Source organism: Mesorhizobium sp. ES1-6 (assembly GCF_020164775.1).
In the GTDB taxonomy this organism is placed as follows: domain Bacteria; phylum Pseudomonadota; class Alphaproteobacteria; order Rhizobiales; family Rhizobiaceae; genus Mesorhizobium.
This window is the reverse complement of sequence record NZ_JAIUGU010000007.1, coordinates 52,775-66,803: the sequence shown is the minus strand read 5'-3', so window position 1 is coordinate 66,803 and position 14,029 is coordinate 52,775. Positions and strand designations below refer to the sequence as shown.

The 14,029-nt window shown below is 65.3% G+C and carries 12 protein-coding genes; all 12 read right to left on the bottom strand.

Going from position 1 to position 14,029, the window contains the following annotated elements; genetic code table 11:
- Positions 1 to 151: 151 nt before the first annotated feature.
- From murB to mraZ, 12 genes are read right to left on the bottom strand one after another with little or no spacing between them, the layout of a single operon-like run.
- Positions 152 to 1,117, bottom strand: coding sequence for a UDP-N-acetylmuramate dehydrogenase (murB, locus tag LB564_RS18600; RefSeq protein ID WP_224539906.1), 966 nt, complete (start codon positions 1,115 to 1,117; stop codon positions 152 to 154).
- A complete protein-coding gene (gene murC, locus LB564_RS18595; RefSeq protein WP_224539904.1) occupies positions 1,114 to 2,514 on the bottom strand; it encodes a UDP-N-acetylmuramate--L-alanine ligase in 1,401 nt (466 codons plus the stop codon). Before murC ends, murB begins: the two co-directional genes overlap by 4 nt.
- Positions 2,511 to 3,638 (bottom strand): undecaprenyldiphospho-muramoylpentapeptide beta-N-acetylglucosaminyltransferase, encoded by a 1,128-nt coding sequence (gene murG, locus LB564_RS18590; protein WP_224539903.1) that lies wholly within the window; start codon positions 3,636 to 3,638, stop codon positions 2,511 to 2,513. Before murG ends, murC begins: the two co-directional genes overlap by 4 nt.
- Before the next feature lies 1 nt (position 3,639).
- A complete protein-coding gene (gene ftsW / locus LB564_RS18585) occupies positions 3,640 to 4,791 on the bottom strand; it encodes a putative lipid II flippase FtsW (RefSeq protein WP_140701916.1) in 1,152 nt (383 codons plus the stop codon).
- Entirely contained in the window at positions 4,791 to 6,191 is a 1,401-nt protein-coding gene (murD, locus tag LB564_RS18580; RefSeq protein ID WP_140701917.1) for a UDP-N-acetylmuramoyl-L-alanine--D-glutamate ligase, read from the bottom strand. Before murD ends, ftsW begins: the two co-directional genes overlap by 1 nt.
- A gap of 8 nt (positions 6,192 to 6,199) precedes the next feature.
- The gene (mraY, locus tag LB564_RS18575) at positions 6,200 to 7,282 is read right to left on the bottom strand and encodes a phospho-N-acetylmuramoyl-pentapeptide-transferase (protein WP_140701918.1); all 1,083 of its coding nucleotides are present in this window, start codon (positions 7,280 to 7,282) and stop codon (positions 6,200 to 6,202) included.
- Positions 7,283 to 7,299: 17 nt separating this feature from the next.
- A complete protein-coding gene (locus LB564_RS18570; protein WP_224539901.1) occupies positions 7,300 to 8,733 on the bottom strand; it encodes a UDP-N-acetylmuramoylalanyl-D-glutamyl-2,6-diaminopimelate--D-alanyl-D-alanine ligase in 1,434 nt (477 codons plus the stop codon).
- Positions 8,730 to 10,184, bottom strand: a complete 1,455-nt coding sequence (locus LB564_RS18565) for a UDP-N-acetylmuramoyl-L-alanyl-D-glutamate--2,6-diaminopimelate ligase (protein WP_224539899.1) — start codon at positions 10,182 to 10,184, stop codon at positions 8,730 to 8,732. The genes LB564_RS18570 and LB564_RS18565 overlap by 4 nt, the downstream gene beginning before the upstream one ends.
- Before the next feature lie 54 nt (positions 10,185 to 10,238).
- On the bottom strand, positions 10,239 to 11,963 hold the full coding sequence (locus LB564_RS18560; protein WP_140701921.1) for a peptidoglycan D,D-transpeptidase FtsI family protein: 1,725 nt from the start codon (positions 11,961 to 11,963) through the stop codon (positions 10,239 to 10,241).
- Positions 11,960 to 12,355: a hypothetical protein gene (locus LB564_RS18555; RefSeq protein ID WP_140701922.1), complete on the bottom strand. Its 396-nt coding sequence runs from the start codon at positions 12,353 to 12,355 to the stop codon at positions 11,960 to 11,962. Before LB564_RS18555 ends, LB564_RS18560 begins: the two co-directional genes overlap by 4 nt.
- Positions 12,356 to 12,359: 4 nt before the next feature.
- The gene (gene rsmH / locus LB564_RS18550; protein WP_224539897.1) at positions 12,360 to 13,376 is read right to left on the bottom strand and encodes a 16S rRNA (cytosine(1402)-N(4))-methyltransferase RsmH; all 1,017 of its coding nucleotides are present in this window, start codon (positions 13,374 to 13,376) and stop codon (positions 12,360 to 12,362) included.
- The gene (gene mraZ / locus LB564_RS18545; protein ID WP_224540199.1) at positions 13,373 to 13,861 is read right to left on the bottom strand and encodes a division/cell wall cluster transcriptional repressor MraZ; all 489 of its coding nucleotides are present in this window, start codon (positions 13,859 to 13,861) and stop codon (positions 13,373 to 13,375) included. The genes rsmH and mraZ overlap by 4 nt, the downstream gene beginning before the upstream one ends.
- Positions 13,862 to 14,029: the final 168 nt, after the last annotated feature.

The following is a 14,029-nucleotide window of genomic DNA, read 5'->3' as shown; positions in this document are numbered from 1 at the left end:
AGTTGATTCACTGGCAAGTGCCTATGATTCCGAGAGATTCACTTTGTGAGAAAATGGATGCGAAAACCGTCTCGCTGAGTCTTTGCAGCAACGGTTTCGAGGCTTTTGAAAACGTGTTAAAGTTCATCCATCACGTGAACTTCAAGCCACCTTAAAGCAGCTGGCCGAGGAACTCCTGCACGGCGTGTCCGGAGCGGAAATTGCCGATGCGCTTGATCTCCCACTGCAGCCGGATGCCGGAATGTTCCAGCACCCGCGCGCGCACCGTCTCGCCGAGATATTCGAGGTCGTAGCCGGTCGCGGTGCCGGTGTTGATCATGAAGTTGCAGTGCATCGGCGACATCTGCGCGCCGCCGATCATCAGGCCGCGGCAGCCCGCCTTGTCGATTTCCTTCCAGGCCGACGTGCCTTCCGGATTCTTGAAGGTCGAGCCGCCCGTTTTCTCGCGGATCGGCTGCACGGTCTCGCGATGGTTCTGCACCGCGTCCATCGCCGTCTTGATAACAGCTCTGTCCTCGGCAAAGCCTTCGAGAACGGCCGAGGTGAAGATCAGCCCGGCGGGCGCCGCCGAATGGCGATAGGCATAGCCCATCTCGGCATTGCTCAGCGTCAGGGCATTGCCTCTGCGATCGAGCGCGCGCACCTCGACGACACGCTCGCGCGTCTCGACGCCATTGGCGCCGGCATTCATCCGGAGCGCGCCGCCGATGGCGCCTGGAATGCCGTGATAGAAATGGAAGCCGCCAATGCCGGCCTCCAGCGCCGCCGCCGCCACGCGCTTGTCGGGGGTGGCGGCACCCGCCTTGATCCTGATCGGCGAAACGACTTCGGACTCGCCAAAGCCCTTGGCGGAAAGCCTGACGACGAAACCGGGAATACCGCCGTCGCGCACAAGAAGGTTCGATCCGACGCCGACGATGGTCAAGGGAATCTCTTCGGGAACCGCCTGGAGGAACGCGGCAAGGTCCTCCTCGTCCGCCGGCTGGAACAGCGCCTCGGCAAGGCCGCCTGCCCGGAACCAGGTGATCTTGTCCATCTCGGCATTCGGCGTGACGCGGCCGCGCAGGCCTGCAAGCCGGTCGCCAAGTCTGTCGATCATGGCCTGGCCGTTCATCATGAGGCGGCGAGCTCCTTCGGCAGCGCATAGGCCCATTGGGTGATGTTGCCTGCGCCGAGGAAGACCACGAAGTCGCCAGGCTTCGCCAGCTCACGGATGATCGGCGCGATATCGGCCGGCCCCTCGATGTAGCGGGCATCACGATGACCGCCGGCGCGGATGCGCGACACCAACGCATCCGATGTCACGCCGTCGATCGGCTCTTCGCCGGCAGCGTAGACCGGAGCCACCATCACCGTATCGGCGTCGTTGAAGCAGGCGGAGAACTCGTTGAACAGATCATGCAGCCGGGTAAAGCGGTGCGGCTGGGCAATGGCGACGACACGCCCCTTGGTGGCGCTGCGCGCCGCCTTCAGCACCGCCGAGATTTCGACGGGGTGATGGCCATAGTCGTCGAACACGTCGACGCCGTTCCAGGAGCCGGTATGGGTGAAGCGGCGCTTGACGCCGGCGAAGGACGACAGGCCCTTCTTGATCGCCTCGGCCGACAGGCCGAGCTCGTGCGCGACGGCGATCGCCGCGGTGGCGTTGGAGACGTTGTGGAGGCCAGGCATCGGCAGGCGCAGGCCCGCGATCGTCGTCTGGCCGCGCCCCTTGCGGTCGCGGATGACCACGTCGAACTCCGAAGTGGCGCCCGCCATGCGGTGGTTGGTGAAGCGCACGTCGGCCTGCGCGTTCTCGCCATAGGTGATGACGCGCCGGTCCTCGATGCGGCCGACCAGCGCCTGCACTTCCGGGTGGTCCGTGCACATCACGCCAAAGCCGTAGAACGGCACGTTCTCGACGAACTGGCGGAACGCCTCGCGCACCTTGTCGAAGCTGCCATAGTGATCGAGATGCTCGGGATCGATGTTGGTGACGACGGCAATGTCGGCCGGCAGCTTGAGGAAGGTCCCATCGCTCTCGTCGGCCTCGACCACCATCCACTCGCCGTCGCCCATGCGGGCATTGGTGCCGTAGGCATTGATGATGCCGCCATTGATGACGGTCGGATCGAGCCCGCCGGCCTCCAGCAAGGTCGCCACCATCGAGGTCGTCGTCGTCTTGCCATGCGTGCCGCCGATGGCGACGGCCTGGCGGAAGCGCATCAGCTCGGCCAGCATTTCGGCGCGGCGGACGATGGGTAGCAATTTCTCCCGCGCGGCCTTCAGTTCCGGATTGGATTTCTTGATCGCCGTCGAAACGACGATGACCTCGGCATCGCCGAGATTCTCCGCCTTGTGGCCGACGAAGCAGTCAATGCCCTTGTCGCGCAGCCGCTGCACATTGGCGCTGTCGGCCTGGTCGGACCCCTGCACCTTGTAGCCGAGATTGTGCAGCACCTCGGCGATGCCGCTCATGCCGATGCCGCCAATGCCGATGAAATGCACAAGGCCGATGGTCTGCGGCATCTTCATGCGTGCGTCCCCTTCCTGAAATCCGATACTGTTTTGCGGGACGCAATAGCCTCTGTGAGGTCGGCGAGCAACCGCGCCGCGTCGGGCCTGCCGACCGACCTGGCCGCGGCAGCCATCGTCGCCAGCCGCTCCGGCTCGTCCATCAGGGCGCCGAGCAATGCCGCGATGCGCTCGGGCGAAAGCGAGGATTGCGCATGCACTTCGCCGCCGCCGGCCGCGGCAAGGGCCGCCGCATTGGCCGCCTGGTCGTGATCGAGCGCATAGGGGTAAGGCACCAGCAGCGCCGGTCGGCCGATGACGGCGATCTCCGACACGGTCGAGGCGCCGGAACGCGAGATTACAAGATGCGCCGCGGCAATGCGCGCCGCCATGTCGGTGAAGAAGGGCGAAACCTCGACGGCGACGCCAAGGGCGGCATAGGCTGCCTTCACCCGCGCCACGTCGTCCGCGCGCGCCTGCTGCGTGATCAGCAATCGCTTGCGTTGTGCATCGGAAAGCAGCGCGATCGCCCCCGGCATGGCATCGGAAAAGAATTGCGCGCCCTGGCTGCCGCCGAACACCAGCAGGCGGAAGGGCTCGTCCCCGGTCGAAGCCGCGTAAGGTGCCCTGGCTGCTTCGAGCACAGCCGGCCTGACCGGATTGCCGGTCGTCACCGTCTTGGCACCGGCCGCACTCTCGTCCTGCGGCAGGAAGCCGCCGGCGATCGCATCGACACGGCCGGCCAGCGCCCGGTTGGCGCGCCCCATCACGGCGTTCTGCTCGTGGATCAGCGTCGGCACCTTACGGCGCGTCGCCGCGTAGAGCGGCGGCAGGGTCGGATAGCCGCCGAAGCCGACCACTGCCTCCGGCTTGATCCTGCCGATTATGGCGGAGGCCTGCCGCACGCCGCGCCAGATTTTCCAGAAGGCGCCAAGCAGGGCGACCGGATTTTTCGACCCCATCGTCGCCGACTGGATCGGATGGATGGCGGCGGCCGGGAAATGGCCGGTAAACCGCTCGGCGCGGGTATCGGTCGCCAGATGCACCGACCAGCCGCGCTCGATCAGTTCGTGCGCCAGCGCTTCGGCTGGAAACAGGTGTCCGCCGGTGCCGCCCGCGCACAGAAGAATAACGCCTCTGGCCATGTCACTCCGCCGGCATGGCGCGCTGCGGCAGCGTAAAGCCCATCTGCTTGCGCTTTTCCGGCCGCTTGCGCGTCAGCGCCAGCACCATGCCCATGGAGATAGCGATCGCGATCTGCGAGGAGCCGCCATAGGAGATGAAGGGCAGCGTCATGCCCTTGGCCGGCATCAGTTGCAGGTTGACGCACATGTTGATGACGGCCTGCAAGCCAAAGACCGTGACGAGCCCTCCGACGGCATAGCGGGTGAAGTCGTCATGCTCCTTCATCGCAGCATTGAGGCCGCGCAGCACGATGAAGGCGAAGAGCGACATGATGAAGAAGCACATGATCAGCCCGAACTCCTCACCAGCGACCGAGAAGACGAAATCGGTGTGAGCGTCCGGAACAATGCGCTTGACGGTTCCCTCGCCCGGCCCGACGCCAAACCAGTTGCCGTTGATCAGTGCCTCGCGGCCCATATCGACCTGGAACGTATCGCCCTCGCCGGTCAAGAATTTGTCAATGCGCAGGGCAACGTGCGGGAACACCGTGTAGGCGGCGAACACGCCACCGACGCCCAAGCCGCCGAGCACGATGATCCACATCCAGGGCAGCCCCGCCATGAAGAACATGATGCCCCAGGTGCCGGTGGTCAGCATGGTCTGGCCGAGGTCCGGCTGCGCCACCAGCAGCGACACGACCAGCACCAGCAGCAGCATGGCGAACAGATTGCCGGGAATGTCAGGCTGGCGCTTGTGCTCGGCGAACAGCCACGCGCACATGATGACGAAGGCCGGTTTGAGGAATTCCGAAGGCTGGATCGACAGGCCGGCAAGCGACACCCAGCGGCGCGCGCCCTTCACCTCGACGCCGACATAGAGCACCGCCACCATCAGCACCAGCATTAGGCACAGCATGATCAGCGACATGCGCCGGATCTCTCTGGAATCGAGGAAGGAGACCGCCAGCATCACGCCGAGCGCCGGTACGGTGAAGATGATCTGCCTTGTGGCGAAGTGGAAGCTGTCGAGGCCGATGCGTTCGGCGACCGCGGGACTTGCCGCGAAGGACAAGACGATGCCGAGCCCCATCAGCGACAGGAACGCCGCCAGGAACCAGCGATCGATCGTCCACCACCAGGTTGCGACCGGACTTTTGTCGAGACGGCTCTGCATTATCGTGCCCCTCCGATGGGTTTGACGCCATCTATAGCGCTCGCAGCTTGCCTGAAGGCTTCGCCGCGAACCTCGAAATTCTTGAACTGGTCGAAACTGGCGCAGGCCGGCGAGAGCAGCACCACCGCCTCGCCGCTGTCGTCTTTGGCTGCGTCCTGCGCGGCGTGCTCGACCGCGGCCGCCAACGTGCCCGAGATCTCGTAGGGCACGGCCTCGCCCAGCGTCGCCGAAAAGGCGGGGGCGGCCTCACCGATCAGATAGGCCTTGGCGATGCGCGGGAAGAAGCCGCGCAGCGGCTCGATGCCGCCTTCCTTGGGCAGCCCGCCGGCGATCCAGTAGATGCGGTTGAAACTCGACAGCGCCGGTGCCGCGGCATCGGCATTGGTCGCCTTGGAATCGTTGACGAACAGCACATGATCCTTGCGGCCGACCTGCTCCATGCGATGGGCCAGGCCCGGGAAGCTTTCGAGCCCCGACTGGATCTCGCCGAGGTCGAGGCCGACCCTGAGGCAAGCGGCGACGGCGGCCAGCGCGTTCTGCGCATTGTGCTGGCCGCGCAGCGAGCCGATGCCGTCGAGGAAGGCGACACGGCTGTAGCGGCCATGCACGGCTTCCATCAGATTGGTGCCGTCGGCGAAATAGCCGTCGGTCAGCGGCAGACGCTTGGAAATGCGGATGACCTGCCGTCCCGCCCGCTCCAGCCGCTCGGCGATCTGCGCGCACCAGGAATCGTCGATGCCAATGATCGCCGTTTCGCTGCCCGCCACCAGCCGCTCCTTGATCGAGGCGTAGTGCTGCATGGTGCCATGGCGGTCGAGATGGTCGGGCGTCAGATTGAGCAGGATGCCGGCCGTCGGATTGATCGAGGGCGCAAGGTCGATCTGGTAGGACGAGCATTCGACCACATAGTGCCGATCGGGCTTCGGCGGGTCGAGCGTCATCACCGCGCGGCCGATATTGCCGCCCATCTGCGTGTCGCGCCCGCTGGCTTGAAGGATATGCGCCGTCAGCGCGGTCGTCGTCGACTTGCCGTTGGTGCCGGTTATCCCGACGAAGGGAGCGGTCGGCGCGCCGAGGGTCCGTTCGCGGCAGAACAGTTCGATGTCGCCGATCACCTCGACGCCGGCGCCGCGTGCGAGCTCCACCGTCCAGTGCGGCTTGGGATGCGTCAAAGGCACGCCGGGCGACAGCACGAAGGCCGAGAATTTCGCCCAGTCGGCGCCCCGCAGGTCGGCGGTGGCGATGCCGGTGGCGGCGGCCTTGGCGACGCTGTCGGGATTGTCGTCCCAGGCCAGAACATCAGCGCCCCCCTCGATCAGCGCGCGCGCCGTGGCGATCCCCGAGCCACCCAGCCCGAAGAGCGAAACGCGCTTGCCTGCGAAGGATGCGGCGGGGATCAAAGGGCAGCCTATCTGAGCTTGAGGGTGGAAAGGCCGACCAGCGCCAGGATGACAGCGATGATCCAGAAGCGGATCACCACCTGGCTTTCGGTCCAGCCGAGCTTTTCGAAATGATGGTGGATCGGCGCCATCAGGAAGACCCGCTTCCCGGTCATCTTGAAGTAGCCGACCTGGATGATCACCGAGAGGATCTCGACCACGAACAGGCCGCCGACGATGACCAGCACGATCTCGTGCTTGGTCGCCACCGCGACAGTGCCGATCAGGCCACCCATGGCGAGCGACCCGGTGTCGCCCATGAAGATCGCCGCCGGCGGCGCGTTGAACCAGAGGAAGCCGAGGCCGGCGCCGATGACCGCGCCAAGCACGACCGCCAGTTCACCGGTGCCGGGCACGAAATGGATCTGCAGATATTCGGCGAACACCGCGTTGCCCGAGAGGTAGGCGATGACGCCGAACGACGCCGCAGCGATCATGATCGGCACGATCGCCAGGCCGTCGAGACCGTCGGTCAGGTTCACCGCATTGCCGGCGCCGACGATGACGAAGCAGGAGAACGGAATGAAGAACCAGCCGAGATTGACGATGAATTCCTTGGCGAAGGGGAATGTCAGCGACGACGAGAACGGCGCCTGGCCGTTGTGCATGATCACCCAGGCGGCAATGCCGGCGATGATGAATTCAAGACCAAGCCGCGCCTTGCCGGAGAAGCCCAGATGCGACTGCTTGGTCACTTTCAGGTAGTCGTCGTAGAAGCCGATCGAGCCGAAGCCCAGCGTCACCAGCAGCACCACCCAGACATAGATGCTCGATAGGTTCGCCCATAAAAGCGAGGAGCCGATGATGCCGGACAGGATCATCAGTCCGCCCATGGTCGGCGTACCGGCCTTCTTGAAATGGGTCTGCGGCCCGTCGGCACGGATCGGCTGGCCCTTGCCTTGCCGGAGCCGCAGCGAATTGATGATGGTCGGCCCGAAGATGAAGACGATCAGCGCCGAAGTGATCAGCGCCCCGCCGGTGCGGAACGTGATGTAGCGGAAGACGTTGAAGACGGAGACCTTGTCCGCGAAATCGACCAGCAGTGTGAACATGCGTTTTCGTCCCCCGACTAGGTCTGGTTGCTGGTTGTCGTCTCGGCCGGGAATTTGCCCAGCAGCGCATCGACCAGTTTTGCAAAACCGATGCCCTTCGACGATTTGATCATCACCACGTCGCCCGGCTTCAGCGCGGCGAGCAGCACCGGCTTCAACTCCTCGACGCCGGCGCGGTATTCCGTCTCGATATCGCCCGGCAGCGCGTCCGCCAGCGAGCGCATTTCCGGCCCGCCGAGAAAGACGGTCCGCGTGCCCGTGTCGACGATCAGATCGGCAAGCGCGGCATGCAGCTTGGCCGAGTGATCGCCGAGTTCCAGCATGTCGCCAAGCACCGCGATGCGCCTGCCCTCGCCCGTCACCGGCGTTGCGTTGAGAAGCGCCATGGCGGCCGCCATCGAGGCCGGATTGGCGTTGTAGCTCTCGTCGATCAGCGTGATGGATCCCTTGGAATGGCGCAGCACATGGCGCTTGCCGCGGCCGCGCTCGGCGGAGAGATCAACCAGCGCCAACGCCACCTTGTCGAGATCGGCGCCGACCAGATGCGCGGCACCCAGCACCGCCAGCACATTCTGCACCATGTGCCGGCCGGGCGCTCCGATACGCGCGATCATGTCGTGGCCGCTGATTCTGGCGGCGATGTCGGAATGGTCGGCGTGCAACTCGCACTTGGTGAGCTTGAAGGTCGAGCGCGCATTCTCGCCGAAGCCATAGACATGCTCGACGCCGGCGGCCTGCGCCATCTTGTCCAGCAGCTTGAAACGCGCATCGTCGCGGTTGAGGACGGCGGCACCGTCAGGCTCCAGCCCTTCGAAAATCTCGGCCTTGGCCTTGGCGATCTCGTCCAGATTCTTGAAGAAGCCGAGATGCGCGGCCGCGATCATGGTGACGATGGCGACGTGCGGCCGCACCATCTTCACCAGCGGCCGGATCTCGTCGGGATGGTTCATGCCGATCTCGAACACGGCATAGTCGCAGTCGACGGGCATGCGCGCCAGCGTCAACGGCACGCCCCAATGGTTGTTGAAGGACTGCGCCGAGGCATGCACCTTGCCGACGGATGAAAGCACGTGGCGCAGCGCCTCCTTGGTGGTGGTCTTGCCCGCCGATCCGGTGACCGCGATGACCTTGGCCTGCGAGCGCGTCCGCGCGGCGACACCGAGCTTTTCCAGCGCCACCAGGACGTCCTCGACGACGATGATCGGCGCCGTCAGCCGGCCGAGAGACGGCAGCTTGCCTTCCGCCACCACCAGCACGCCGGCGCCGGCCTTGATGGCCGCGGTGACGAAGTCGTGGCCATCCATCGCCTCGCCCTTGATGGCAAAGAAGGCATCGCCCGGCTGCAGGCTGCGGCTGTCGATCGAAATCCCCGATATGCCTTCCGGCATGGGGCCGAGAGGCCGCCCGTCCGTGGCGGCAACCAGCGCTTCCGAAGTCCACAGCAAACTCATGCGGCGCGCTCCCCGAGCGCGGCGCGCACTTCCTCGTGGTCGGAGAAATGCAGGGTTTGCGAACCGATGGTCTGGCCTTCCTCATGCCCCTTGCCGGCCACGATCAGCGTGTCGCCGGCATGCAGCATGGCGACTGCCTCGTGGATTGCCTTGCGCCGGTCGCCGATCTCGATGGCGCCGGGCGCCGCGGCAAGAATGGCGGCGCGGATGGTTTCGGGCACTTCCGAGCGCGGATTGTCGTCGGTGACGATGACGACATCGGCGAGCCGTGTCGCGATCTCACCCATGATCGGCCGTTTGCCCCGGTCACGGTCGCCGCCGCAGCCGAACACGACCATCACCCGGCCGGTGGTGAACGGGCGTACCGACGCCAGCACATTCTCCAGCGCATCGGGCTTGTGAGCGTAGTCGACATAGACCGGCGCGCCGCCCGCCGTGGTGCCGACGAGGTCGAGCCGGCCCGGCGCGCCTTTCAATTTCTCCAGTGCCGCCAAGGCCTTGGCGACAGGCGTTCCAGTGGAAATGGCAAGTCCCGCCGAAACCAGCGCATTGGCGATCTGGAAATCACCGGCGAGCGGCAGGTCGATCTCGTGGATCACACCGTCGGCCTCGACCTCGGCACGCTGGCGATGACGTTCATGCTCGACCCGCTTCAACCTGAGGAAATCGCCATGGCGGCCGACCGTCAGCACGTCGAGCCCGGCGGCTCGCGCCGCTTTTATCGTCGGTTCAGACCACGGATCGTCGGCGAAGACGATCGCGGGCGCGCCCTTCGGCAGCAGCGTGTCGAACAGGCGCAATTTGGCGCGATGATAATCCTCAATGGTCGGATGGTAATCCATGTGGTCGCGGCCGAGATTGGTGAAACCGCCGGCGGCAAGCTTGACGCCGTCTAGGCGGCGCTGGTCGAGCCCGTGGCTGGAGGCCTCCATCGAGGCGTGGGTAACGCCGGCATCCGCCAATTCCCTGAGCAACTGGTGCAGGGCGACCGGATCCGGCGTCGTCAGCGACCCATATTCGTTGCGGCCGGGCGCCACCACGCCGGTGGTGCCGATCGAGGCGGCGGCGTATCCCGCCTGCTCCCAGATCTGCCTGGTGAAGGCCGCGACCGACGTCTTACCGCTGGTGCCGGTCACCGCGACCATGGTTTGCGGCTGGTTGCCGAAGTAGCGGGCGGCGCTCAACGCCAATGCCAGGCGCGGATCATCGACCGCCAGCACCGGAACCCGCAAATCGCCAAGGCCGCTGCCTTTGCCCGCGACGATCGCGGCAGCGCCACGCTGGGCCGCGTCGGCGGCGTAGCTCGCGCCATCGGCCCTGGTTCCGGCGAGCGCGAAAAAGACGACGCCCGGTTTTACCTGGCGGGAATCCGACGAGATGCCGGTAACCTCCAGATCGGCGGAAGCTGTTCCTTCGACTGGCAGGATACCGGCTAGATCTTTGAGCTTCATCGAGTCCCGTTCACCGCAACAAAATAGCGCGCAGTTGCCGGCGCGCCCTAAGAATCACTGATAGGAAACCAGCGTTGCACCATTTTCATGGCTGAAATCTGGCTTCACGCCAAGCATGGCCGCTGAACGCCGGATGATATTGCCGGCCATGACCCCCGCATTGTTGGCCGCGACGTCGGTCATCCCAGGCTTTTCCGGATGCGGGGCGTCGGCGATCGTGAACACCAGATATTGCGGATCGTCCATCGGGAAGGCGGCGACGAAGGTGTTGAAATTCAAGTCTTTCGAGTAACGGCCGTTGATGACTTTCTCGGCCGTTCCGGTCTTGCCGCCGACGCGGTAACCGGGAACCCGGGCGTTTCTGGCCGACCCCTTCTCGGCGTTGAGCGAATAGAGGTAGCGCATGCCCTCGACGGTCTTTTCGCTGACCACTTTCTTGGCCGCCGCCATCGCATCCTCCTGGCTGCGGACCAGGAAGGTCGGCGGCATTAGGAAGCCGCCATTGACCAGCGCCGCGCAGCCGACGGCCGCTTGCAGCGGCGTCGTCGACACGCCATGGCCGAAGGCGATGGTGAACGAATTGACCTGCTTCCAGACTTTCGGCTCGGTCGGACGGGCGACTTCGGGCAGTTCGGTCTGCATCTTTTCCAGAATGCCGAGGCGATGCAGGAATTCGCGGTGCGCCTCGATGCCGACCAGCTCGGCCTCCCTGGCCGACCCGATGTTGGAGGAATAGAGGAACACCTCCGGCAGCGACAGCACACGGTTCTTGCCGTGGAAATCGTGAATGGCCTGGTGCCCGACCCGGATCGGATGCGAAGCGTCGAAGCGGCTCGACATCGTCGCCTTGCCGGAATCGAGCGCCATGGCCGAAGTGAAGCTCTTGAAGGTCGAGCCCATTTCATAGAGCCCCGCCGACATCCGGTTGAGCCGGTCCTTGTCCTGCGCATTATAGGGATTGTTCGGATCGAAATCCGGCACCGAGGCCATGGCCACCACTTCGCCGGTCTTGACGTTGAGCACGACGGCGCCCGCGCCCATGGCGCGATAGCGCTCCAGGCCGGCGGCGATCTCGTCGCGCACCACATGCTGGACGCGCAGATCGATCGAAAGCTTCACCGGCCTGAGATCCTTGGCCACCGCCAGGCCCGACGCCTGCAGGTCGCTAAGCCCCTGCTCGTCGATGTATTTCTCCATGCCGGAGATGCCCTGGTTGTCGATGTTGGTCAGGCCGACAATGTAGGACGAGGTCTCGCCGCTCGGATAGAAACGGCGCTTTTCGGTGCGGAAGCCGAAGCCGGGAATGCCAAGCTGCATGATGTCGGCCTGCTGCTTGGGCGTCAGCTGCCGCTGCAGCCAGACGAAGCCGGCTCCGCTTTTGAGCTTATGATAGGTCTGCTCGTAATCGATCTCCGGCAGCACCGTCGACAGCTTCTCGATCGCCTCGTCGGCATCGACGATGCGGCGCGGCTCGGCGAACAGCGACGCCGTCTTGATGTCGGTGGCCAGCACCTCGCCGTTGCGATCGACGATGTCGGGACGTGAGGCGGTCACCCGGCTCTGCGGACCGCCCGACAGGTCGGGAGTCTGGAAACCGAGATAGACCAGCCGCCCCGATATGGTCGAGAAGATGCCGAAAAACACCGCCATGGTCATGACGATGCGCGCCTTGCCCTTGCCGCCTGTCGCCTTGCGGGCGCCTTCGACCACGATCGACCTGTCCTCGCCCGTCCTGGCGCGGCTTGCCGTGGCGAAGCGCTTCAGCAGTTTGCCGATCATTGGGCGATGTCTCCGGTCACGACGGGATCCTTGTCGCCCGCGGGCGCCTTGTCGGCATTGTCGGCCATGGCGCCCTGGCGCCCGTTCAGGATGTCCTGGATGTCGAGGGCCTTGGCCGGCAGGTCACCCAGGCCCACGATCTGGCGGCCACTGACCGGTTCCAGTGCGAGCTGCGATTTGTACAGCTCGGCCAGCTTCTGCAGCCGCGACGGCTGGGTGAGCAGGCTCCAGTCGGCCTTGAGCAGGTCGATCGTGTCCTCCTCGTAGCGTATCTGGGCATGGATCTTCTGCACGGCCGCCAACTGGTCCTCGGCCTCGCGCTTGGCCTTGTAGGTCAAGGCCGCCGCCGAAACCATGACGGCGATCAGGACAATGTCGCTGGTACGAAACACGTGCTTACCTCTCCCCCGGCCGATCGATGCCGGGAAGCTTTGGAAGGCCGAAGATCGAAAAATCGCCGCTGCGCGCCGGAGCCTCGGTGCGAATTGCCGCACGCAGCCTGGCCGAGCGGGCGCGTGGATTGGCCGCGACCTCGGCGTCATCAGCCGTCACGCCGCCGCCGGCCTTGCGGAAGGTCGCAGCCCGCGCCTGCGCTTCCGGCATATGGCGCGAACCGGTCATGGCGTCGGCGCGGTCGGCGATGAAGCGTTTGACGATACGGTCTTCCAGCGAATGGAACGTCACCACCACGAGCCGCCCGCCCGGCTTCAGCGCGCGCTCGGCCGCCAGCAAGGCCCTGGCCAATTCGCCGAGCTCGTCATTGACGAAGATGCGCAGCGCCTGGAAGACCCGCGTCGCCGGATGGATTTTGTCCTTGGGCGCGCGGCCGATATGCGTCTCGATGGCGTCGGCGAGTTCCAGCGTGCGCTCGAACGGCCGCTTTTCCCGGCGCGCCTCGATCATGCGGGCGATACGGCCGGCGTGACGCTCCTCGCCGAGGAAGCCGAAGATGCGGGCAAGGTCGCCCGGCTTGAAACTGTTGACGACATCGGCGGCGCTGAGCCCTGCCTGCGCCATGCGCATGTCGAGCGGGCCATCGAAGCGGAAGGAAAAGCCGCGCTCGGCCTGGTCGAGCTGCATCGAGGAGACGCCGATGTCGAGCACGACGCCATCGGCGCTGTCGATATGTTCGTCCAGCGTCGAGAACGGCGCCTGCACCAGCCTCAACCTGCCGCCGGATCGCGCCTCGAGGTCGCGGCCGGCCGCGATGGCATCCGGATCGCGGTCGATCGCAACCACGGACGCGCCGGACGCCAGGATGGCCTTGGTATAACCGCCGGCACCGAACGTGCCGTCGATGACGATGTCGCCCTCCGCCGGCGCCAGCGCTTCCAGCACTTCGCCAAGGAGGACCGGAATGTGGCGGACCGATCCGCCAACGGCGTTGATATCATCGCCGTGGCCCACCGTCATTCCGATCGCTCCCCAGCCTTCGCTTCGTGAGCCTTGGCCTCGTGAGCCTTCGTCCCCTGCCGAAGCTGCAAAAGCCTGGCCCGCGCTTGCGCCCCGTAGGTCGCAAGCCGTCCAGGCTCCCAGATCTGAAAGAAATTGCCGCGCCCGACAAAGGCCACCTCCACCGAGATGCCGGTATGTTCGCGAATGAAATCGGTCATGGTGATGCGGCCGTCCTGGTCGAGTTTCAGGAACGCTCCGTCGCCATGGCAGAAGAACGACATGTCGTCCGCCGCCTGCAGGAAGGGATCTTCCTGCGCGATGCGCTGCTCGTAGCGGTCGAGCAGGTCGAGGCCGCCGACATCCATCGCCGGCAGGTCCAGGCAACGCAGCGCATAGAGTTCCGAATAGCCGCGCTTCTGCACGACGGCACGAAAATTCGCCGGAACGGACACCCGCCCCTTCGCATCGATCCTGCTCACCGTGTTCGACAGAAACCGGTCCATCACGCGTTACAGCCGCTTGCGCCGCCGCACCCCTCTTCATCGTGTCGCACGCGCCACCGCCGCGCGTTCCCTGCCCCGCACCCACCTCGTCCACACAGGCGAAAACCGGCAAACGCACAGCCGCAGCGGCTGCCCGATTGGCGTACGCTTTACCCTGACGCGGAACGA

Excerpts from the sequence above, each read along its gene's own strand:
- murB (WP_224539906.1), bottom strand. The coding sequence starts at position 1,117 with ATGATGAACGGCCAGGCCATGATCGACAGACTTGGCGACCGGCTTGCA.
- murC (WP_224539904.1), bottom strand. The coding sequence starts at position 2,514 with ATGAAGATGCCGCAGACCATCGGCCTTGTGCATTTCATCGGCATTGGC.
- murG (WP_224539903.1), bottom strand. The coding sequence starts at position 3,638 with ATGGCCAGAGGCGTTATTCTTCTGTGCGCGGGCGGCACCGGCGGACAC.
- ftsW (WP_140701916.1), bottom strand. The coding sequence starts at position 4,791 with ATGCAGAGCCGTCTCGACAAAAGTCCGGTCGCAACCTGGTGGTGGACG.
- mraY (WP_140701918.1), bottom strand. The coding sequence starts at position 7,282 with ATGTTCACACTGCTGGTCGATTTCGCGGACAAGGTCTCCGTCTTCAAC.
- LB564_RS18570 (WP_224539901.1), bottom strand. The coding sequence starts at position 8,733 with ATGAGTTTGCTGTGGACTTCGGAAGCGCTGGTTGCCGCCACGGACGGG.
- LB564_RS18565 (WP_224539899.1), bottom strand. The coding sequence starts at position 10,184 with ATGAAGCTCAAAGATCTAGCCGGTATCCTGCCAGTCGAAGGAACAGCT.
- LB564_RS18560 (WP_140701921.1), bottom strand. The coding sequence starts at position 11,963 with ATGATCGGCAAACTGCTGAAGCGCTTCGCCACGGCAAGCCGCGCCAGG.
- rsmH (WP_224539897.1), bottom strand. The coding sequence starts at position 13,376 with ATGACGGTGGGCCACGGCGATGATATCAACGCCGTTGGCGGATCGGTC.
- mraZ (WP_224540199.1), bottom strand. The coding sequence starts at position 13,861 with ATGGACCGGTTTCTGTCGAACACGGTGAGCAGGATCGATGCGAAGGGG.